The sequence below is a fragment of the Sediminispirochaeta bajacaliforniensis DSM 16054 genome, from assembly GCF_000378205.1.
In the GTDB taxonomy this organism is placed as follows: domain Bacteria; phylum Spirochaetota; class Spirochaetia; order DSM-16054; family Sediminispirochaetaceae; genus Sediminispirochaeta; species Sediminispirochaeta bajacaliforniensis.
The window spans coordinates 75,371-97,239 of record NZ_KB899413.1 but is presented as its reverse complement, the minus strand read 5'-3'; the positions used below and the strand labels follow the sequence as shown (position 1 = coordinate 97,239).

The following is a 21,869-nucleotide window of genomic DNA, read 5'->3' as shown; positions in this document are numbered from 1 at the left end:
AAATGGATCACACGATTCTTTTTGTCGATGATGAAGAAAATATTCTGAAAGCGCTCGGCCGGCTGATGAGAAAGACCGGCTACACCTGTTTTTTTGCATCCAGCGCCAAAGAAGGGCTCGAGATCATAAAAAAAGAGCGCTTGAGCGTGATTGTTTCGGATATGCGGATGCCGGAGATGAACGGGGTCGAGCTTGTCCGTGCCGCAAACGAGATTGATCCTTTGAGTGTGAAGATTATCCTCTCCGGTTATTCGGATATCGACGACATTATGAGCGCCGTGAACGGCGGCCATATCCATAGCTATATTACCAAACCATGGAGAGAGGCCGACCTCATGATCACCTTGATGAATGCATGCGAGATGTACGAACGGCGCATTCGGGAAAAAGAGATGTTGCAGGAGCTGAAAGAGAAAAATGAAGCTCTGAAAGAGTTGAATGAAAATTTAGAGAAGATCGTTCAGGCACGCACCTGGGAGATTAAGGCCAGCAATCTGCTTCTTAATTCCATTCTCAAGGGCACTGGGGAGCAGGATATCCTGGAACAGGGGGCTCTCATTATTTCTAAACTTGCAGGGAATGTTCCTGTTTTAGCCTACTCCTTAGTGAGTGGAAACAGTTTTACCTCACAGAAGGGGGTGCCCCCCGTGGAAATCGGGGAGAAAATTCTTGATCAGCTGAAAAAGAGCCTGAAGGCCGTAGTATCCGGTGCCGATCTTTATATCCCCCTTCTTAGACGCGATCGGCTTCTTGGTATCCTGTCTCTTACCGGAGCGGGCCGAGGCGATGTTCCGGCCCTGCTTCACCGGATGGCAAATGTACTCTCGGGGATACGGCTCTATCTTTCTCAGCAGGAACTTGTCGGATCCTCGTCCGAAATTATCAGTTCCATCGATATGATGATCGAGGAAGCCGATGCCGCTACCTGATGACACGCTGCTTGAAGTGACGGGATTTGAAGATATTCACAGCCTGAAAGATCTTCTTCAACTTAGGGAATCTCTTATGCGGCTTTATACTGCAATGGCACCGGAGGGCGGAGGAGAAGCGTTCGACCAGCTTCCCAAAACCGTTTTTCTTGCCGAAGGTGATCCTGTCTGCCGTCTTATGGCCGATGTTGCTTCTGCAGAGGGGCTTTCCCTTTCTCGGCAACTCCCCTTTGACCGCCAAAGTATCGAGTTTTCACGGGATGGAAAATGGTTTTTGTACCAGGCAAAGCTCTCCGGCTATCTTGTGTGGAATGAGGGCCTTACCGTTATTTCTCCGATTCTTCGACTCTCTCCCTATCTTCTCAGTTTTCGAAAACTGCCACTGTGCGACGGCAGTGAGGGCCTCTCCCTCCACCTTTCAACCTTCTGTGAAACACGCCGCCGCAGCAACCTTGATCCGAATATTACCATTCTCTCTCCAGAAGAGGCTGCGCAGCTTCCCTCTATGCCTGAGGTTGAGACCCCATTAATCAGAGGCCTTGAGCCGATTCCCGGCAGAGATGCCAGGATTCGTGTTCTGGTTAAGGAAGAGACGCCCGTGGATTCTCTGCTCGATCAGGTCGATTATCGGGATTTCCATCACTATATTGTCGCCTCTACCGATCAGCTTCTGGTTGAAAAAGAAGAGGCGACGGCTGGACGAACAGGCGTTACCGTCGACGGCAAGCGTATCGAGGTTGATCCCGGTAAGGATCGTCCCTTTAGCGGAGAAGAAAATATCCGGGCCGAATCAAAAGATGGCGTGACCTGTTTTTTTGCGGCCATCGGTGGCGTGGTTCATCTTTCCGATCACAGTGTGTCTGTTACCGAGCTTATGGTCGTCGAAGGCAATGTCGATCTGAAAACTGGCAACGTCGTCTATGAAAAAGATGTACTCATCAAGGGATCGGTACTAAGCGGTTTTTCCGTTTTTTCCAAAGGATCGGTCTTCATTACCGGCCTGGTGGAAAACGGTGTGGAGCTTCGAAGCGAAGGTAATCTTTCTGTTCAAGGTGGTGTCATTGGTTCCGATACCAAGATCCAGGCGGGAGGGGATGCCGCTTTCGGCTTTGTACAGGATGCCCGTGTCTATTGTGAAGGTAATCTGCTGATCAACAAGTATGCACTCAATGCACATCTTTTTGCAGGAGGAGTTCTTTCCGTCTTTGGTAAGGGAATAAAGGAACGGCACCAGGCCGTGAGCGGCGGTAGTTGCGCGGCAATGCTGGAACTTCGCCTTCACAGTGTCGGTTCTTTGGTCCAGGATACCTCTCTCATTGCCGGTTACAACAGCTATGCGGAACAATCCCTTCGAAATATCGAGGAGGCAATAGCGGCTCTTGAGCTTCATATCAATAAGCTCATGAGTCATATCGGACTTGATCTGGATCTGTCAAAGGCAAAGGACCGAATTATAAATATGCGACCGGATCAACGTGCAAAATTGAAAGGAAAACTTGTTGAATTAAAGATGCATACCGCCAAACGAGAGGAGCTTTTTCTTGAGCTGGATCGACGGAAGAAAGCGGTCTATCAGCACAATCCCGAACTTTTGAAAATCACGATACATGGGCAGCTTGTTCCGCGTGTATCGGTCCAGATGATGGATGACTTACGACTCTATAAAAAAGCAACCAGTGGTGTGACTCTTTCTTTTGCAGATGGGGCTATTGTCGAAATATAGGTACTTGATTAATTAAACAACATATCGTATTGTCTTTTTTATGTTAAACAATAACGATATTTATCTATCAAAGACCATTCAGGAAGATCTTTCCCGCGGTTACCGGATCGAGTCTTCACCAGGGGGAGAGCTCTGTTGTTGTCTTTTCTGCAGCATGGTCCGTGAAAAGGGACGTGTATATCCCCAGGATGATCTTTTGCTGGATGCCGAGGCTTCCATGCGTTATCATCTGCAGGAACGTCATGGAGGGGTCTTCGCCGCTCTTCTTAAGGCCGGAAAAGAGCTTCACGGTTTTTCTCAACTACAGTGTGACATGCTTTCTCTTATGTATGAAGGGAAAAGCGATCAGGAAATTGCTGCGATGAGCGGCGGAAAGGCGACATCGACCGTTCGAAATCATCGTTTCCAATTCCGTCGCAGGAGAAGGGAGGCCTTAATTCAGTTGGCTATCCTCAACCTCTTGGAAAAAAGAGAAAAAGAGGGTAATGACCAAGATGGGCTGTACTCCTTTGCCGCCGGCTTGTCGGTCCATGACGACCGTACCGTGGTAACTCGCCGGGAGGCAGAAACAATCATGCGGAAATGTCTTGATCGTGCCGCCGACGGACATGTGGTATGCTTGAAAAAATGGCCAAAAAAACAAAAAGAAAAACTCCTTATTCTCGATCGGATCGTTCGCCGATTTGAAGCGGGGAAGCATTATTCTGAAGTCGAGGTGAATGATATTCTCGGATCCATCACCGATGAGTATGTCACCATACGGCGTTATCTCATCGATTACGGCCTGTTGGAACGAAAAGAGGGAGGGGGTGAATATCACCGGGGGCGCTAAGCGCTCCCGGATTGATGGCTATCTTTCCTTGACAAGAGAGAAAGGTCGGTATATTATTTTTGTAAAGGTTATATCGTTATAACAAAATAACGATATATTATTTGTGAGGTGTCTGTGAAACAAAACAGCGGACTTGATCCTTCCAGCCCTGTCCCCCTCTATTTCCAGTTGCAGGAGATTCTTCGCAAACAAATTGGAGCCGGGGAGTACAAACCGGGAGACCTTATTCCAAGTGAAAAGGAACTACAGGAACGGTTCGGTGTCAGTAGAATTACGGTCAGAAATGCCATTAACGGCCTGGTTTTCGAGGATCTTTTGGTAAAAAAGCAGGGCCATGGTACCATGGTTGCCTTACCCCGAATCGTCGAGGATTTTTCCCGTCTCAAAAGCTTTACCGAAAAGATGAGGGATTTGGGAACAGACCCCGGCAGGATTGAAACCCGTGTCCTCCGTGCCGAGCGGATTAGCGCTTCGGAAAGAATCGGGGCGCATCTGAAGATTCCCGTTTCCGATACACTGATTTATATCAAACGACTTCGTCTTATCGATGACGAGCCCGTTGCCGTTTTTGAAAGCTATATCAGGGCCGAGCTCGGTATTGGTGAGGACGAGGACTTTACCAGATCCATCTATGAAATTTTCGAAAAGGACCACAAGTTGAAGATTATCGGTGCTGAAAAGAGTATCGAGGCAAGTTGTGCCCAGGGTGAGGAGGCTGCTCTTCTCCATCTTCAGGAGGGCGATTCGACTCTAATTATTCGACATACGACCTTTGCCGAGGGTAACCTTCCGATCGAATATGCCGAGGGAGTGTACCGCGCCGATCGTTATAAATATATTGTGCGGCTCAAGAGGTAGCGCATGTTTTTGGGTTTTGATATCGGTACCGGCAGCGTAAAGTGCACACTACTTTCCGAAGCGGGAAGTGTGAAAACTTTTTCGGCAGGCTACGAGGGATTACACGGAAGTGTAGGCTGTCAGGAAAGCAGGGCGTTGATGGACGCCTTGAGTCGCTTACTCGGAGAAGCGACGAATTTCGCCCGTTCTTCGGGAGAGGCGATCAAAGCCCTTTCGGCTTCGGGACATGGTCCCAGTTTAGTGGTGCTCAATGATCGGGGAGAGGCCGAGCCGAGTTTCCTGACCTGGCAGGATGCCTCCGCTTCGGTGGAAGCGGGAGAGATTGCGGCTGCCATCCCCGGCTTTTCGAAAACCGGCGAATGTTGGGAGGCCAAGGTTTTATCCGCCTGGCGCCGCCTCGGTTCTGTGTGGCACGGCGAGAGGGCCCTTTATCCGAAGGATTTCGCCCTTTATCTTTTGTGCGGCCGAATCTTTACCGACCGTTCGACGGCAACGACCCTTGGCTTTTACGATGCCGATGCATCTACCTGGCGTCAGCCCTTATTCGGCATCGACGAACGCTTTTTTCCGGAGGTTCTTGATTCCTGGGAAGAGGTGGGGCGTACCGGTACCGCCTTCAGTAAGGCCTGCGGGCTTGAGGACGGAATACCGATTTTCGGCGGAGGGATAGATGCCTGGTGCGAAGCTTTGGGAGCGGGAGCAGTAGAAGAGGGGATGTTGGTTGACGGCTCAGGGACCTCCACCTGCCTGAGTATCTGCCGGGCCGAGGGTGAGGAGCCCTTGGCGCATGTGATCCCCGACAAAAGCTATCGTATCGAAACCATCTCCTTTACAGGGGGAAGCATTCGCTGGGCGGAGCAGCTGCTCGGTTTATCTGTCGATCGCTGGAAACAGGGCTACCATGTTTCCGGACCGATCCCGCTTATCTTTCTTCCCTATCTCATAGGGGAGCGGAGTCCGATCTGGGATGAAGATGCTTCTGCCCTTTTTATCGGTCTTCGCAGCAGTCATGATGCAGGGGCTGTGATGCATGCCGTACTTCAGGGAACTGCCTGTGCGGTGGGGCAATGTCTCTCCCTCATCACCCCGGAGATTGAAGGTAGCATTGTCAGAGCCGTCGGAGGGGGGGCAGGGAATCTCCCCTGGCTCGGTATGAAGGCGGGGATTACCGGGGCGCCTTTTGCGGTCATGAAAGAAAAGGACGCATCGCCCCTGGGCGCCGCGATTCTGGCGGCCTTCGGTTCCGGACAGGGATCGCTTTGTGAGCTTACAAAGCGATTTGCAAAGATCGAACGTATCATTGAACCGGATCCGGCCGTGAACGAACAGTATGGGAGACTTGCCGGTTCTTATCGCCGGTTGTATGAAATCGTGAAGGATGAAATGAAATTGCTGGCAGAGGAAAGGAGAAGAAAATGAGACGCATGAACAAAATTTTTCGCGGCGACGGCCGGACAGTTATTGTGGCAATGGACCACGGGACAGGTTTGTCGGTATTGCCTAATTTGAACAAGACGGGAGATGTCCTGCAGAAGATCGTTGCGGGAGGGGCGGACGCCATCCTGACCAGTTACGGGATAGCAACACGATATGAAGAAGAAATTTCCGGAACAGGTCTGATTCTTCGGCTTGACGGCGGGAACAGTGCATTATCGAAAAATCCTGCCGGTAACCAGGTATTCTCTCCGGAGGATGCGGTAAGGATAGGAAGCGACGGCTGTGCATGTATGGGGTTTCCCGGCGCTGAAAACGAAGTAGCCACCTTGACCCAACTGTCTCGTTATGCGGTGGAGGCACGAAAATGGGGGATGCCTCTGATGGCCGAGATGTTGCCCGGTGGTTTTGCTCCGGAACCTCCCAACAGCGTGGAAAATATCCGCCTTGCTGCAAGAATAGGGGCGGAATGCGGGGCCGATATCATCAAAACCGTCTATACCGGTACGCCCAAAGAGTTTAAGAGCGTGGTCGACGGCTGTTTCCGACCCGTTGTTATTCTCGGAGGAGAAAAATCCTCGAATCTTGCAGGGCTCTTTCTGATAATCGAGCAGGCGATGGAAGCCGGTGCTTCCGGCGTTGCAATCGGCAGAAACGTCTGGAAACATCCGGATCCCGGTGCCGTTACCCAGGCCTTGGTCGAATTGGTTCACGAGGGAAAGAGCGCCGGAGAAGTCGGCTCTAATCTATAGGAGGCATTGGGATGATGAAGGTTGTAGCAATAACGGGTAAGGAACGTGCCGAAATTCGTGAGGTGCCCCGCCCTGAGGCAATGGCCGGCGAGGTCCTGATAAAGATCGACACCTGCCTTTTGTGTACCTGGGAGCAACGCATGTTCGGCGGAGATTCGAGCACGACGCTGCCCTTCGTCCCCGGCCACGAGGCATCAGGAACAATTGAGGAGATCCCCGAAGGAACCGTCACCTCGTTTAAGGTCGGCGATAAGGTCGTATTTAAGACCCTCGATCATTGTGGGCACTGCTCATACTGTTATCAGGGGCATACGAACCAATGCACAGGAACAGCAAAGAAGCGGAGTTACGGCGGGATGGCGGGAAGCGGGGGACTGGCTGAATACATCACCCTCGATGTTTCCAAGATTTTTCCCGTTGCCGCTGATCTTGATCCCGTTTGTGCCGCTTTTGCCGAACCTCTTGCCTGCTGTGTCCACAGCATGGGACGGGTGGAGCTTAATTTGGGAGACACCGTTGCCGTTATCGGAGCGGGAATTATGGGGCAGCTTCACGCACTGCTCGCCCGCTTGCGTGGTGCCCGCGTTATTGTGGTCGAACCCGATAAAACGAGAAGAGAGCTTGCTCTCAGTCTTGGCGCTCATCTCGGTGTGGATCCTTTGGCTTCCGATCCTGTCGAACAGGTCCTGCGGCTTACCGATGGCGAAGGGGTCGAAGCCGTATTTAGTACAGTGACGAAAAGTTCTGTGGCTGCTTCCGCGGTATCGATGCTGCGGAAAATGGGAACCTTGGTACTGTACGGTTCATTCCATCCCAATGAGCCCATCCCCACCGATCCGAATGCTGTTCATTACAAGGAGTACGTGATAACTGGCTCATACAGTCCTTCGACGGTGGATTTTTTTCGGGCGACACGATTACTTTCCGCAAAGTTGATCGATCCTAAACCCTTTATCTCGGAAATTTTTCCGATGGAAAAGGCGCAGGAGGCTTTTACGGCATCGCTTCGGCCGGATACCTACAGGGTAGGCATTCGGATCGATAGTCATATAAGGAGGTAGCGATGAATATGAAACGACTTATGGGAATGGCAGCCGGAATGCTGCTATGTTCGACCATGCTTTTTGCCGGTGGAAAGCAGGAAGCAGCAGCACCAGCCGGTGGTGGAAGCGATCTTCCCTACGCGGGGGTGGAACTGCGCTTTGCCGTTATGGCGGACCAGTTCGCCGATTACACGAAGGTTTTGGCGCAGGAATTCGGGCAGAAGACCGGAGCAAAGGTCAATGTCGATATCCTCGGGTATACCGAACTTTATCAGAAGATTACCCAGGATTTCACCACCGATACGAAACAGTATGATCTTTTGACTGTTGATATTATGTGGTCCGGAGAATTTGCCAAAAACGGCTGGACAGAGGATCTGACGCCGATGATCAATCGGGACAAGGCGGAAATCGACTATGACGACATTATGCCGGTTACCTGGACCCTCGGCTCCTGGAACGGCAAGCAGGTTGCCTTTCCCATGGCAGGTTATGCCAACAGTCTGATCTATCGAAAAGACCTTTTTAGCGACCCGAAAGAGAAGTCGGCTTTCAAGGCTAAGTATGGCTATGAGCTGGCTCCCCCGACGACAATCAAGCAGCTTGGCGATGCTGCCGAGTTTTTTACCCGGCCCGATGAAAACCTCTACGGCTTGGTTGCAAACGGTGCCAGAGGTTCTGCCGTGGCCCAGGATTGGATGGAGTATATGCGCAGTTTCGGAGCGGCGATTTTCGATGCAAATGGAAATGTTGTAGTCGACAGTCCTGCCTCCCTTGCTTCTTTGAAGTTCTTTGTCAATATTTTCGATAAATGGGCACCACCTGGAGCCATTGGATACTGGTGGGACGACCGGGAAACCGCATATCGTACCGGCCAGGCCGTTATGCAGTCCTCCTGGAGTATTGCACGAGCAGGATATGAGAACGAAGAGATTAGTCTTGTTGCCGGAAAAACCGGAATGACCCCCTCTCCTCGTGTCGAAGGCACTGCTGCCGAATACGGTTTTGGTGGTTGGGGCGTCGGTATAAATGCCGATATCTCCGATGCACAAAAAGAGGCTTCTTGGGCCTTCATTAAGTTTATTACCGGGAAGGAAGCACAGAAAGAGTGGATGCTTCATGACGGAGCTCCAATCCGTCGCTCTACCCTTACCGATCCTGATCTGGAAAAACAGATGCCCTGGCTCGGTGAGATCCTCACGGTTTTTGAAAATGGGAACGGCGATTATCGCCCCAGAGACCCCAACTCGAATGAGATCCAGTCGATTCTTGCCCTGCGGATCAACCAGGCCATTACCCACGAGTTGACTCCGGAGCAGGCTCTCTCCGAGGCTGCAAAAGAGATCAAGGCGTTGAAATAGCCTGCTCTCCATTAAGAACTGATATGTTTCCCGGGGGAGTGGATATCTGCTCCTCCGGCTTGATAACAGCAGGAGACGAGAATGGAAACAGATACAACAGGATTTATTAAGACGAAGAAGAACCGGTCGCTCATGTGGTTTCTGGTTCCAATCACCGTCTATCTTCTTTTTTTCTTTCTATACCCGGTAATCTACGATATCTATATCAGTTTTTTTGATTATCGGTTGGGTAGTCAGGCGCAGTTCGTTGGTTTTGGTAACTACCGTGCCATGCTGAATGATTCCCAATACATGGGCTCGCTTATAACCACCATGGTATTCGTTGTTGCGGCAGTGGTTGCCGAATTGGTCCTGGGAATGATCATAGCACTTCTCTTGAACAATGAGCATCCGTTGATGCAAGGTATCAGGACCATCATTCTTATTCCCACCGTTTTTACTCCCCTCGTCGCCGGTTTGGTGTGGAAGGCCTTGTATCACCCCGATTTAGGCATGTATACCTACTATCTTCGGAAGATTGGTTTGGATATCGGGCGCGGTTTGACCGTAGAGCGATCATCCGCCCTTTTTTCGGTAATCTTGGTTGATGTGTGGGAATGGACACCCTTGATGGTTATTGTTATCCTTGCCGGCCTTAAGAGCCTTCCGAAGGACCCCTATGAGGCCGCCATGCTGGACGGCGCTTCCCGCTTGCAAATCTTTTTTCGGATAACCCTTCCCCTGTTACGCCCCACGTTGGTGGTCGCGCTCTTGATACGTACCCTTGATGCCCTAAAGATTTTCGACATTATTTGGGCAATAACCGGTGGCGGTCCGGGGACGACAACGACCGTCGCAAACCTGCGGATTTACGAGGTTGGTATGCAGCATCTGAAGATTGGCTATGCTGCCGCTCTTTCCAATGTCCTTTTGGTTTTCGGCGTCATAGCCGGAGTATTCTTCGTTCAGTCCTTATACAAGGGAAAGGAGGCTTGACATGGCGGTAGCCGGATATACGAACGGAACCAAATATACGCTCTGGACCCTGCGCACTCTGGTCGTTATTTGTTTGGTAATCTTTTTTATGCTGCCGGTGGTCTGGATTCTTACAACCAGTCTTGCTCAGCGTATTGCCATGTTTAAGCTTCCTCCTCAGCTCTTTTCGAAGCCTACATGGAAGAATTTTTCTTATATCTTTACCCAGATGCCGGTGCTTACCTGGACGCTGAACAGCCTCATCATTTCGTTAGGGACCATGGTCCTTTCCCTTATCATTGGTGTTCCCGCAGGCTATGCCTTTTCACGGGTCAACTTTACCGGAAAGAGGTTGTTGCTTATAGTAATTTTGCTTACCAGAGCTTTACCTACCATTGTCATCGTTCTACCCTTTCGGGTCATCATGCAATCGATAGGGGTCTTGGGAACGAGGTTTGCCGTTGTTCTTATTGATACGGTCTATAATGCTGCCTTTACCTTTTGGCTTATGAGCGGTATTTTCGAGTCGATTCCGGAGGATCTTGAGGAGGCTGCGCGTATCGACGGGTGTACACCCATCCAGGCCTTTCTTCTTGTCGCTGTGCCCCTCAGCAAGCCGGGCCTTGTTACCTCGGCCCTCTTCGCCTTTATCTTTTCCTGGAACGATTTCCTCTTTGCCCTTACCCTGACAAGTCCGGATACCGCAACGCTTCCCCTTGGAATGCTCAGTACCTATGGAGTGCTGCAGCAGGGCTGGACCTACATGGCCGCCATGGGAGTGGTTGCAATTATTCCTGTGGTAACCTTATCTCTTTTCCTCCAGCGTTACTATGTGAGCGGACTTACCTTCGGCGGGGTGAAGTAATATAAAAAAAGGCCGGTGCAGGGTATACTGCACCGGCTGCATTCATTGTTTTGCCGTGTTTACTTCAGCAGGTCCTTTTCAATAACGTATTTTTCAAAAACAAAAAGGGTTGTTTTCGCGGCTGTGGTCACCTGCATGGAAGAGAGGGTCGAGCCTGAAACGGTATCGATCGATGAGTCGTAGGTCATACCGGCAAACTGATCTTTGGTTGCCTGTTCCGACATGTTCATATGATGATCGTTGTGTGAAATCCAGAAATCGGCAAGCTTTGCCTTCTGCCCATCCGCTTTCACCAACAGAATGATGTCCTCAAAGTGGTTTGCAATACGAAAATCCCGTGCCCACCAGAGGTAACCGATAACCTTACCACCTTTTACGGCAGGATAAAAACGATAGTTTGCTTCCATTCTGTCTGCTTCAATGTACGCGGGACGAACGGCATCAAGCTGAAAACTGGTCATTGCCTGTTTTACGAAATCGGCATCGGACCTGGTCGACTGTTGGGCAAATAGGCCGACGGAAAGGGCCAACAACATAATGGATGAAATGAGAAGAATCTTTCGCTTCATAACACACTCCTTATTATAGAAAATACCTGGTAATAAAATTTTATGCATTCTGACCAAATTAGTCAAGAAAAAATATCTATTTGCTTCTTATTCTCCACTCGCAGTCCACCTTCTATCTTTTCCATTGTATCCTTTCATGATACAATGGCTGACGCTAAAATATGCATCGTGGAGTTCATACGCTGTGAGAGAGAAGAATGATAAGCAACTTCGGGATTTTAATGAAGTTTATGATTTGACCATTGCAAGGGCAGCTGAGCTTGCCGGTAGATATGCTTCCACTGAAGAGGTGGAGCCGGGACTATGCCGGGGCAGGGTGCTTGCCATGGATATATGTACCGACCGCGAGCTTCCCCCCTTTGATAGGGTTGCTATGGATGGATATGCCTGCCGGAGGTGTGATCTTCCGGGTACGTTGCGACTTATCGGCGACAGCGCAGCCGGCAGTCGTGATCGGCTGAAAGTCGAACCGGAAACATGTGTCAAGGTGATGACGGGGACTGTATTGCCGGATGGGGCCGACATGGTTGCAATGGTCGAGTACTCTGCAGAGCATACCGACGGTGGCACCACCTTTGTTACTCTGGAGGATGACCGTATTATTGGCGGTTCTTCCAACTTTAGTCCCCGGGGTGAGGATGTAAAGGCTGGTTCGCTGGTTCTTAGCGCCGGGACCGTCCTTTCGTCCAAGCATATCGCTCTCCTTGCTTCGGTCGGGTATGCAAGGGCCTTGGTGAAACGTCTTCCAAGGGTCGGTCTTCTTGCGAGCGGGAATGAAGTGATAGAACCTGAAGAAAACCCTGACCTTTTTCAGGTTAGAAACGCAAATGCGAACCAGGCAATGGCTCAATTAGGAGACTTGGGAATACGCCCCCGCTACTACGGTATCGTTCCCGATGATGTCGGGCAGCTTTCTTCCGTGCTTAAGCATGCCGCTATGGAAAATGATCTCATACTGATGAGCGGCGGTGTCTCCATGGGGGATTATGATTTTGCACCCGATGCCATTACCGAAAACGGGTTTACCATCCTTTATGACAGAATAGCAGTGAAGCCCGGACGTCCGTCGACCTTTGCCGTCTCAGAACGTGCCGATCTTTTTGGCCTTCCGGGAAATCCCGTTTCCAGTTTTGTGATAACGGAACTGCTTGTCAAACCCTATCTCTACCGCCTTATGGGGGCACACTTTCAGCCTCGTATGCTCCTCTGTCCCTTGGCGGAAGCGTTTCTCCGCCGTGATGCCGAGCGTGAGGAGTGGTTTCCCGTAGCCATCGGGGACGATGGCTACGCAAGGCCCATTGCCTACCATGGCTCAGGCCATTTCCAGGCGTTACCTGCCGCCGATGGATTCATGAGAATTGATCGGGGAATATCAGAGATGAAGAAAGGAAAAATGGTTGTTGTTAGACCTATATAAACGTCACATACACTACCTTCGTATATCGGTTACCGATCGTTGTAATCTACGTTGCCTCTACTGTATGCCGGAAGAGGGCGTTCCCCTTATCCCTCATGATCAAATTCTCTCCCTTGAGGAAATTCGTGATATCGTGAAGGTCGCCATTTCCCTGGGAATAGACAAAATAAGGTTGACCGGCGGAGAACCGCTGGTTCGAAAAGGAATTGTCGATCTGGTGGCGATGATTGCCTCCTTCGAAGGCCTTCGTGATCTTGCAATGACCACCAACGGCATATTGCTCTCAGCCTTTGCCGCTGATCTGAAAGCCGCGGGCTTGATGCGGGTGAATGTCAGCCTGGATACCATGGATCCGGTCCGTTATGCGGAGATAACCAGGGGTGGACGGATAGAAGATGTCCTTGAAGGGCTCGCCGCCGCAAAGGCTGCTGGGCTTTCGCCGATTAAGCTCAATGCCGTGGTTCCCTTTAATGCCGGCCCCCTGGCTGCCGGGGATGTCGCCCGTTTTGGCGAAGAACAGGGATTTGAGGTACGTTTTATTCACCAGATGGATCTTCATGCCGGTGAATTTACCGTTGTCGAAGGGGGCGAGGGAGGGGATTGTGCACACTGTAGCCGTCTCAGGCTTTCAAGTCGCGGGGTTATTTACCCCTGCCTCTTCAATGATATAGGATTTGATGTAAGGACATTAGGCGCACGGGAGGCAATCCTTGCCGCCGTACGCGGTAAACCGAAATGTGGTGTTCCCGGCAGCGGAAATACCTTCTATGGCCTCGGAGGATAGCTATGAGCGAATATGACCCTTCCGGTGAAATCAGAAAGGCGGAGGGAAGATTAACCCATGTCGATGAGACGGGTAGGGCGTCCATGATTGATGTGGGAGACAAGGTTCCTGTCAGACGAGTCGCCATAGCGGCGGGGCGTATTAGACTGGCCCCCTCTACGGTGGCACTTATACGGGAGAATAAGGTAAAAAAGGGGGACGTTTTGACGGTGGCCCAGATTGCGGGAATTCAGGCTGCAAAACATACCCATCATTTGATCCCTCTTTGCCACCCCTTACCCCTCACCAAGGTCGATGTCCGTACCAAACTCACCGATGACGGGGTAATGGTAGAGGGCGAGGCCCGGTGTACCGGAAAGACCGGGGTCGAGATGGAGGCCCTGACCGCCGTGCATGTGGCCCTGCTTACGGTATACGATATGTGCAAGGCCGTGGATAAAGGTATGGTTATGGAAGGAATTCACCTTGTTGAAAAACGGAAGGAAGTAATCGAATGAAGATCACAGTTGAATCGATCAATATATCGGAGGAGAAGGGAACGGCAAAGCATCCGGTTCCTCACATTGAAGTCTATGACCACGGCTTTCGTGGCGATGCCCATGCCGGTGATTGGCATCGCCAGATTAGTCTGCTCGGGAACCCGAGTATCAGACGTTTCGAAGAACGCATGACAAGAAAGATCGGTCCGGGAGAATTCGGTGAAAATATTACCGTCGACGGGATAGATCTGAACGATGTCGCCGTTCTGGACCGATTTCGGATCGGCGATGTTGAGCTGGAGATTACACAGATTGGAAAGAGCTGCCACGGCGACGACTGCGCCATCTATCGTGAGGTGGGAAAGTGTGTCATGCCCAAGGAAGGGCTCTTTGCCAGGGTCATAAAGCAAGGCACCATACAACAGGGGGCCGAGATGGAATATCTGCCCCGGCCCTTTACCGTTCGGGTCATAACCATCAGCGATAGGGCGCATGCCGGTGTCTACGAGGATATCTCAGGCCCGAGAATCACCGAATTGGTAAAAGCAGGCTTTTCGACGAAGCGTTACCATCTGAAAACTATTTACCAGCTTCTTCCCGATGATCAGGCTGCCATTGAGGCTGCTCTTCGGAGTGCCGTGGAAGCGGGAGATAATCTGATTTTTACTACCGGCGGTACAGGTATCGGGCCCCGCGATGTGACACCTGAGGCGGTTATGGCCGTCGCCGACAAGATCCTGCCCGGTGTTATGGACCATATTCGTCTCAAATATGGGGCGGAAAAGCCAAACGCCCTTTTTTCCAGAAGCCTCTGCGCCATATCGGGAAGCTCAAGTATCTTTGCCCTTCCGGGCAGCGTTCGGGCGGTGGAAGAATATATGCGGGAATTGCTGGGCATGATCGACCACATGGTTATCATGATCCACGGCATTGGCCATTAATGAAGATTTACCCCATCAATGAGGTAATTTCCATCGTCGAAAATTTTTATTGTACAGAAATTTCCCCGATCGACGGAGAAGAGCCAGTGACCATCTGTTCCCCTTCCGACCAACAGGGATAGAAGACATCGTATGGGGCCGCCGTGGGTGAGAATGAGAATTCTCTCGGCTTCCGCCCCTGCTATTTCCTGTCTCCAAAACGCTTCAACCCGTTCCTGAAGCATGGCGAGACTTTCTCCTCCGGGCGCGGGGAAGCTTGGATCGGTAAGCCACCTGTCAAAGAGATCCGGATCATGTGCTTTGACAGTTTTTGATCGGCATCCTTCCCAGCGACCGAAATCCAACTCTTCGAGCCGTTTGTCCCAGCTTACCATGGCACAGCCACCTTCTCCCTTCTTCGCGGTCCAAAAGGGATCGATGGTTTGACGACAACGAAGCAGGGGACTCGAGAAAATTTGTTTTGGGGCAAAGGTAAGCAGGGGGGCGATAAGCTCCCCGGCCCGTTCTCTTCCTTCCTGAGAGAGGGGCGGATTGCTCCCCCGCCCGATATAACCGACTCCCTCGCATTCGGCGTGACGAAGCAGGATGATCGTTTTCATGTCAGAAAAATTTCGAGATGGGGACGATGAGTATGAGTACGCAAAGTTCGCAGAATTCGATTACCGCGCCGTAGACATCCCCGGTAAGCCCCCCGAGTTGGGAGGAGACCCACGCTGCAGCAAGCATTGTCAATGCCACCGCAAGCATGACGGCTATGAGTCCTGCGGGACCGGAGACCAGCAGCGCGACAAGGATGGCAAAAACTCCTCCGATTACAACTTCCCGAAACTTACCGTAGCGTTTGAAGAACTGCCCCATACCCTCACGACGGGCGGCGGGGAAGAGGCGAATGGCAAGCAATGTTGCCCAACGTCCCGCCGTCGGAGCCGCTAAAAGGACCGTGGCCAGGCCAGCTTCCATACTCTCCGCGGCCATACGCCACTTGGTCAGAAGGAAAAGCATGAGCGTTATGGCACCGAAGGCTCCGACCCTGCTGTCCTTCATAATCGCAAGCTTCTCTTCTTTGGTTTTCCCTCCTCCGATTCCGTCGACAAGGTCCGACAAACCATCAAGGTGGAGCCCGCCGGTCACAAGCGTCCAGATGAGGAGGACAAGAACGGAGGCGGTTTCCTGCGACCAAAGCAGTGAAGCCCCCTTTGATATGGCAAAAAGGAGTGCTCCGATAAGGGTTCCGACCAGGGGATAATAGAGGGCCGAAGCTGCAACTGCCTCAAGATTTTCATCCTCACGATAGGGAATCGGTATGATCGTCAAAAATCTCAGGGCGTAGAGTAATTTCATTACCTCTGCCCCTTTAGCGTGTTTGCTATTCCCGCAATCATATAAACCACCTCGTCCGCATGGCGGGCAATAAGCTGATGACTGAGACCTGCAATATCCTGAAACATCCCTCCCAGCGGGGTTGGAGAGACAAGGCCCTCTTCCACGTGATTCGATACGATGATAAGCTCCGGCTCTATCCGGCGTGAGGCGGAAATGATCGCTTCCACCTCGGCCAATACGGCCTCCTGTGCCTCTTTCGGATCGGGAGCCTCACCTTTCATGAGTATGATATTGGTGGCCAGAAGGGTAAGGCAGTCGAGGATGACCGCGCCCTTGTCCCGTGCCGCTTCATCCAGCACATCAGCGACAAAGTAGGGCTCTTCAACGGTTATCCAGGAGTCGGGCCGGGAGGCTCGGTGGTGCCGTATCCTCTCTTCCATCCCCGGATCCAAGCCTTGAGCCGTGGCCAGATAGAGAATAGTTTTTCCTGTCTGCTTTTCTCGTTCTGCGGCCCGTTTTTGCGCCCAGCCGGTTTTTCCGCTTTTTGTTCCTCCGAGTACCAACGTCAGATGTCCCATACCTTAAGGCTCCATTCTTATGCGTATGATGGGAACATACTATCTGTTAGAGGAGAAATTGTCATTAGTAATTGCTGAGTAGGGTGGGACGAGAGAATGCTTGGCACCCTTTCGTCCCCGATACCGCTATGCTGCCTGGGATTTCGATTTTGTGTAGACATCGAAACAGACGGCGCCAAGAAGTACGAGGCCCTTGATCGCCTGCTGCCAGTCGACACTGACGCCCATAATCGACATGCCGTTATTCAATACACCCATTACCAGAGCGCCGACAATTGCCCCTACGACGGTACCAACGCCGCCTGAAGCAGAGGCCCCGCCAATAAAACAGGAGGCAATGGCGTCCAGTTCGAACATGTTTCCCGCTTTGGGGGTTGCGGCATTCAGGCGCCCCGCCACCACCATGCCGGCAAGTGCCGAGAGCAGCCCCATATTGGTATAGACGAGAAACATAACACGCTTTGTCTTAACCCCGGAAAGCTTTGCCGCCTTTTCATTACCGCCGAGGGCGTAGATGTGGCGGCCGAAGATGGTTTTTTGGGTTATGAAGGTGTACAACAGTACCAGACCGATGAGAAGAACCATGATAATGGGAATCCCGTTGTAGAGTGCAAGACTCAGCGTGAGCCAGTTGATGGCGACGACAACGATGAAAATCCGAACAACCTCAAATCCGAAGGGAAGAATTTCGAAGCCGTATTTTACCTTGTTTCGTCTGCCGCTTAGAATAGCGATGATAAAGAGCGTGGAAAAAAGTATCCCGAGAATGAGAGCGATGGCGTTGAAAGGTCCTATCGTCCATTCTCTTCCCGGCAGATACCCTGCAGCAATAGCCTGAAAAGATTTCTGGAAGGGCGCCTTTGTCTGTCCTTTAAGGATGACCATGGTAAGCCCCCTGAAGGTAAGCATCCCGGCGAGGGTGACGATAAAGGGCGGGACCCTGAAATAGGCGATAAAAAGGCCGTGGAAGGCTCCTACAGCGACTCCGACCAAGAGCGAGATGAGAATGGCCGGGGCCACCGGTATCTTCATGTCCACCATAATGACCGCGGCAATGGCCCCCACGAAGGCTACGACGGAACCGACGGACAAATCGATGTTTCCCGTCAGAATACAGAGCAGCATCCCGACCGCAAGAATCAGTACGTAACTATTCTGCAAGATAAGGTTTGTGATATTTGCGGGTTTGAAAAGGATCCCTCTGGTAACGATCTGAAAAAAGATCATGATCAGGAATAGCGCGATCACCATACCGTATTGACGGATATTGCTCCTAAAATAGGTTTTGATACTATTCATACCGTAATTTCCTTTGCTCGTTTTTGATGAGTCATGATTATTTTCATGATGCTTTCCTGGCTGGCCTCTTCCCTTTGTAATTCCCCTGCAATCTCTCCGGCTGCAACGACATATATCCGGTCGCACATTCCCAGCAATTCCGGCATCTCCGATGAAATCATGATAATCGACTTTCCTTCCAACGCAAGCTGATTAATGATCTGATAGATTTCGTATTTTGCACCGACATCGATTCCCCGTGTCGGTTCGTCGAGGATCAGGACCTCCGGTTCCGCCATAATCCATTTTCCCAGCACGACCTTTTGTTGGTTTCCTCCCGAGAGGCTATCCACCATCTGATCGATTCCCGAACACTTGATGGTGATTTTCTTGCGATATTTTTCTGCGGAGATAATTTCTTCATTTGAATTGAGAACGCCCTTCTCACTTACCTTTTGCAGGGATGGAAGGGTTATGTTGTGGCGGATATCGTCGATCAGGACGAGGCCGTAGCCTTTGCGATCCTCGGTCATATAGGCGATTCCGTTGTCGATTGCATCGCTGACACTATTGAGGACCACCTCGTTTCCCGCTTTTACGATGCTCCCCTGGTGCTTTTGTCCATAGGATTTCCCGAAAAGGCTCATTGCGAGTTCTGTACGTCCAGCGCCCATGAGCCCGGCAAAGCCTACGACCTCTCCCTTCCTGACGTTAAAGCTGGCATTTTTAATAACCTTGCGCTCATTATGCTGGGGATGATAGACGGTCCACTCTTTTACCTCAAAGACAACCTCGCCTATCTGAGAGGTTCGGGAGGGAAAGCGGTCGACGATGTCTCTGCCCACCATACTTTTTATGATTCTGTCTTCATCAATGGTATCTTTTCCTTTTACAAGGTTGTCGATCACTTTCCCGTCGCGGATAACGGTAATGGCATCGGCAACTTGTTCGACTTCGTTCAGTTTGTGTGAAATAAGAATGGAGGTGATGCCTTTTTGCTTCAGCTCAAGCAAAAGATCAAGCAGCTTATTACTCTCTTCATCGTTCAGGGCGGCAGTGGGCTCGTCGAGGATCAGCAGCCTCACATCTTTTGCCAGAGCCTTGGCAATCTCCACCATTTGTTGTTTCCCAACGCCGATATCGGAGACCAGAGTAGCCGGATTCTCATTCAGTCCCACAACCTTGAGCAACTCCATGGCTCGGGAGGATGTTTTGTTCCAATCGATGATGCTGTTTTTTGCCTGTTCATTTCCGAGGAAGATATTTTCGGCGATAGAGAGATAGGGAATAAGCGCCAGTTCCTGATGGATAATCACGATGCCGAACTTTTCACTGTCTCTAATATCCTTGAATCTGCATTCATTACCATTGAGAATGATCTCTCCCTCGTAGCTCCCGTAGGGGTAGACTCCGCTTAGAATATTCATCAAGGTGGATTTCCCCGCACCGTTTTCCCCCACCAGCGCGTGTATCTCCTGGGTATTGACCTTCATCGTTACCTCGTCGAGGGCAAGTAACCCAGGGAATCGTTTCGTGATTCTGCGCATCTCAAGATGTGTCTCAGCCATATGTTTTGCCTTTCTTTCCGGAATCGAAGAATAGTATGGGACCCGGTAGGCCAATCGGCCTCCGAATCCCAATTTGTATGCTACTGCAGTTGATCTTTGGTGTAGTATCCGGTATCGATCAACGCTTCTTCCCAGTTCGTGATATCGACGGAGACGGGTTCCTCAAGATATGAGGGAACAATCTTTACTCCGTTGTTATACGTCGTGGTATCGTTGACCTCGGCCTTCTTTCCCTGCAGCACCGCATCAACCATGTCGGCGGCACGTTGGGCAAGGACTCTTGTGTCCTTAAAGACGGTTTGGGCCTGTTCTCCCGCCAGGATCGACTTGACAGAAGGAATTTCGGCGTCCTGACCGGTCACGACCGGCATCGGCTTGGATGTGCCGTAGCCCACGCTTTTCAACGATGAAAGAATGCCAATAGAAATCCCATCGTAGGGAGAAAGCACCGCGTCGACATTCGCATCTGAATAGTGAGCCGTGAGAATATTATCCATACGCTGTTGTGCCGTTGCGCCGTCCCAACGAAGGGTCGCCACCTGATCAAAATCGGTTTGCCCGCTTTTTACCACCAACTGTCCGTTATCGATGTAGGGTTGAAGTTCCGACATGGCTCCGTCGAAGAAGAAATAGGCGTTGTTGTCGTCGGGTGATCCTGCGAAGATTTCGATATTGTAGGGTCCTTTCCCCTCTTTGAGCCCCAGCTTATCAACAAGGTAGCTTCCCTGCTGGACACCGACAAGAAAGTTATCGAAGGTAGCATAATAGCTGACATAAGGGCTGTTTCGGATCAAACGGTCATAGGCAATAACCGGAATATCCTGATCGGCGGCCTTTTCAAGAACATTGGTCAGGGATTCTCCATCGATGGAGGCAATGACAAGTGCATGGGCTCCCTTTACAATCATATTTTCCAGCTGATTAACCTGGGCATCGATATTATCTTCGGCATACTGTAGGTCTACTTTGTATCCCCGGTCCTCGAGGATCTTCTTCATGTTTCCGCCGTCCTGAATCCACCGCTGAGAGGACTGGGTCGGCATTGCGATTCCTACGATCTGCTGCTTTGAGTCTTTTTTCTGACAGCCGGTCATCAGGGGCATGACAATAGCCGAGCAGAGTGCAATCGCCGCAAGTGTCTTTACGAATCGATCCATACTTCTTCTCCTTCTGTTATGTTGTATTCAAAACCCTTTGATCATAAGATCCAGGGATGAATCCCTTGCGTGGACGTAAACGCATTTCTAAATGATCATAAACAATCATCGTTCATGAACGAATATGAATAAATCGTAGCACTGCTTTTTTTTACCGTCAACAAAAAGTTTCTCGGCACTTTATCGATTGCCAACTTTCTGGCTATTGCGTTATAGTACGTAATCGGAAGGACATGTTTGCACTTGAACGAATGCGAATCATAAAGAATTACCTCTTTGAAAATCAGCAGGTGGAGGTGCACTCTCTCAGCACCATGCTCAATGTTTCGGAGGTGACCATCCGGCGGGATCTTGAAAAGCTTGAACAAGAAGGGCTTTTGACGAGAACCTACGGGGGCGCGGTTATCCGCAGCGAATTGGGCGAGGAACCCTCCGGATCAGCCGAGGCGGTCGACGATGCCAGGGAGATTGCTTCCGTTGCCATCAATATGATCGAAGACGGGGATGTGATCATGCTGACAAGCGGTGGCGTCGGGGAGTGTGTTGCAAAGCGTTTGGTGGAACGTTCCGGGGTGACGGTTGTCACCAACCACATATCCGTTGCCGTCGAAATCGCGTCCCAGCCGGCGAACCGGGTCGTTCTTTTGGGTGGCGATGTTGCCGCCGACGGTAAGTCGCTCTACGGCTCCATCTCGGTTGCAAATCTCCGTCGCTTTCACGTCAATCGTCTTTTTGCCGAAGTCGACGGTATAAACGATGCCCTTGATGTTACCGTTGTAAGCCATGAAAAGGCCGAATTAATTGAGGCTGCAATGGCCTCCGCCGAAGAACGAATTTTCGTTTGCATCGCTGAGAATTTTGCTAAAAGCGCTTTTTTTAAGCTGGGTAAACTCAGTTTGGCCGATAAGATCATTACCAATCCTTCCATATCGGATGAGTTCAAAAACAGGATTTTCATAAGCAACATTCAGTTACACACTTCCATCAATGTTTTTGAGGGTAGGGTATAGGCGTGGGGTATCCC

At 50.9% G+C, this 21,869-nt stretch carries 22 protein-coding genes; 15 read left to right on the top strand and 7 right to left on the bottom strand.

All coding sequences use genetic code 11. The features are described 5' to 3' along the window. The first annotated feature begins 2 nt into the window (after positions 1–2). The 10 genes from F459_RS0109135 (at position 3) to F459_RS0109090 (ending at position 10,751) form a co-directional block, all read left to right on the top strand. Positions 3–929: a response regulator gene (locus tag F459_RS0109135; RefSeq protein ID WP_020612432.1), complete on the top strand. Its 927-nt coding sequence runs from the start codon at positions 3–5 to the stop codon at positions 927–929. Continuing rightward, the gene (locus F459_RS0109130; RefSeq protein WP_020612431.1) at positions 916–2,652 is read left to right on the top strand and encodes a DUF342 domain-containing protein; all 1,737 of its coding nucleotides are present in this window, start codon (positions 916–918) and stop codon (positions 2,650–2,652) included. The genes F459_RS0109135 and F459_RS0109130 overlap by 14 nt, the downstream gene beginning before the upstream one ends. A 40-nt stretch (positions 2,653–2,692) precedes the next feature. After that, a complete protein-coding gene (locus F459_RS0109125) occupies positions 2,693–3,484 on the top strand; it encodes a DUF2087 domain-containing protein (RefSeq protein ID WP_033301483.1) in 792 nt (263 codons plus the stop codon). Between the two features lie 114 nt (positions 3,485–3,598). Then, positions 3,599–4,342, top strand: a complete 744-nt coding sequence (locus tag F459_RS0109120) for a GntR family transcriptional regulator (RefSeq protein WP_020612429.1) — start codon at positions 3,599–3,601, stop codon at positions 4,340–4,342. A 3-nt stretch (positions 4,343–4,345) separates the two neighbouring features. After that, positions 4,346–5,761, top strand: a complete 1,416-nt coding sequence (locus tag F459_RS0109115; protein WP_020612428.1) for a xylulokinase — start codon at positions 4,346–4,348, stop codon at positions 5,759–5,761. After that, positions 5,758–6,528 (top strand): class I fructose-bisphosphate aldolase, encoded by a 771-nt coding sequence (locus F459_RS0109110; protein ID WP_020612427.1) that lies wholly within the window; start codon positions 5,758–5,760, stop codon positions 6,526–6,528. Before F459_RS0109115 ends, F459_RS0109110 begins: the two co-directional genes overlap by 4 nt. 11 nt (positions 6,529–6,539) lie before the next feature. Next, a complete protein-coding gene (locus tag F459_RS0109105; protein WP_020612426.1) occupies positions 6,540–7,589 on the top strand; it encodes a zinc-dependent alcohol dehydrogenase in 1,050 nt (349 codons plus the stop codon). 2 nt (positions 7,590–7,591) lie between these two features. After that, entirely contained in the window at positions 7,592–8,932 is a 1,341-nt protein-coding gene (locus tag F459_RS0109100; RefSeq protein ID WP_020612425.1) for an ABC transporter substrate-binding protein, read from the top strand. A gap of 81 nt (positions 8,933–9,013) precedes the next feature. After that, complete coding sequence (locus tag F459_RS0109095) at positions 9,014–9,907, top strand: carbohydrate ABC transporter permease (RefSeq protein WP_020612424.1); 894 nt, start codon at positions 9,014–9,016, stop codon at positions 9,905–9,907. Between the two features lies 1 nt (position 9,908). Next, entirely contained in the window at positions 9,909–10,751 is an 843-nt protein-coding gene (locus F459_RS0109090) for a carbohydrate ABC transporter permease (protein WP_020612423.1), read from the top strand. A 59-nt stretch (positions 10,752–10,810) separates the two neighbouring features. On the opposite strand, the gene F459_RS0109085 is transcribed toward F459_RS0109090, so the two are convergent. Next, on the bottom strand, positions 10,811–11,320 hold the full coding sequence (locus tag F459_RS0109085; RefSeq protein WP_020612422.1) for an FMN-binding protein: 510 nt from the start codon (positions 11,318–11,320) through the stop codon (positions 10,811–10,813). A 184-nt stretch (positions 11,321–11,504) separates the two neighbouring features. Between F459_RS0109085 and F459_RS0109080 the strand changes: the two genes are divergently transcribed. The 4 genes from F459_RS0109080 to F459_RS0109065 are packed head-to-tail and all read left to right on the top strand — an operon-like array spanning position 11,505 to position 14,941. Beyond that, positions 11,505–12,737 (top strand): molybdopterin molybdotransferase MoeA, encoded by a 1,233-nt coding sequence (locus F459_RS0109080; protein WP_020612421.1) that lies wholly within the window; start codon positions 11,505–11,507, stop codon positions 12,735–12,737. Further along, positions 12,718–13,521 carry a GTP 3',8-cyclase MoaA gene (locus F459_RS0109075; protein WP_020612420.1) on the top strand — a complete coding sequence of 268 codons (804 nt, stop codon included), beginning with the start codon at positions 12,718–12,720 and terminating at the stop codon, positions 13,519–13,521. Before F459_RS0109080 ends, F459_RS0109075 begins: the two co-directional genes overlap by 20 nt. Positions 13,522–13,523: 2 nt before the next feature. After that, positions 13,524–14,018, top strand: a complete 495-nt coding sequence (moaC, locus tag F459_RS0109070) for a cyclic pyranopterin monophosphate synthase MoaC (protein WP_020612419.1) — start codon at positions 13,524–13,526, stop codon at positions 14,016–14,018. After that, positions 14,015–14,941, top strand: a complete 927-nt coding sequence (locus F459_RS0109065) for an MOSC domain-containing protein (RefSeq protein WP_020612418.1) — start codon at positions 14,015–14,017, stop codon at positions 14,939–14,941. The genes moaC and F459_RS0109065 overlap by 4 nt, the downstream gene beginning before the upstream one ends. On the opposite strand, the gene F459_RS0109060 is transcribed toward F459_RS0109065, so the two are convergent. From F459_RS0109060 to chvE, 6 genes are all read right to left on the bottom strand, one after another. Next, positions 14,938–15,540: a histidine phosphatase family protein gene (locus F459_RS0109060; RefSeq protein ID WP_020612417.1), complete on the bottom strand. Its 603-nt coding sequence runs from the start codon at positions 15,538–15,540 to the stop codon at positions 14,938–14,940. The genes F459_RS0109065 and F459_RS0109060 overlap by 4 nt on opposite strands. Before the next feature lies 1 nt (position 15,541). Then, the gene (gene cobS / locus F459_RS0109055; protein WP_020612416.1) at positions 15,542–16,282 is read right to left on the bottom strand and encodes an adenosylcobinamide-GDP ribazoletransferase; all 741 of its coding nucleotides are present in this window, start codon (positions 16,280–16,282) and stop codon (positions 15,542–15,544) included. Continuing rightward, on the bottom strand, positions 16,282–16,842 hold the full coding sequence (locus tag F459_RS0109050) for a bifunctional adenosylcobinamide kinase/adenosylcobinamide-phosphate guanylyltransferase (protein WP_020612415.1): 561 nt from the start codon (positions 16,840–16,842) through the stop codon (positions 16,282–16,284). Before F459_RS0109050 ends, cobS begins: the two co-directional genes overlap by 1 nt. A gap of 126 nt (positions 16,843–16,968) precedes the next feature. Beyond that, on the bottom strand, positions 16,969–18,141 hold the full coding sequence (mmsB, locus tag F459_RS0109045) for a multiple monosaccharide ABC transporter permease (protein WP_020612414.1): 1,173 nt from the start codon (positions 18,139–18,141) through the stop codon (positions 16,969–16,971). Beyond that, a complete protein-coding gene (mmsA, locus tag F459_RS0109040; protein WP_026294972.1) occupies positions 18,138–19,688 on the bottom strand; it encodes a multiple monosaccharide ABC transporter ATP-binding protein in 1,551 nt (516 codons plus the stop codon). Before mmsA ends, mmsB begins: the two co-directional genes overlap by 4 nt. An 80-nt stretch (positions 19,689–19,768) precedes the next feature. Then, a complete protein-coding gene (gene chvE, locus F459_RS0109035) occupies positions 19,769–20,845 on the bottom strand; it encodes a multiple monosaccharide ABC transporter substrate-binding protein (RefSeq protein WP_020612412.1) in 1,077 nt (358 codons plus the stop codon). Between the two features lie 233 nt (positions 20,846–21,078). Here chvE and F459_RS0109030 point away from each other — a divergent pair, with 233 nt between their 5' ends. Next, positions 21,079–21,855 (top strand): DeoR/GlpR family DNA-binding transcription regulator, encoded by a 777-nt coding sequence (locus F459_RS0109030; protein ID WP_020612411.1) that lies wholly within the window; start codon positions 21,079–21,081, stop codon positions 21,853–21,855. The last annotated feature ends 14 nt before the right edge of the window (positions 21,856–21,869 follow it).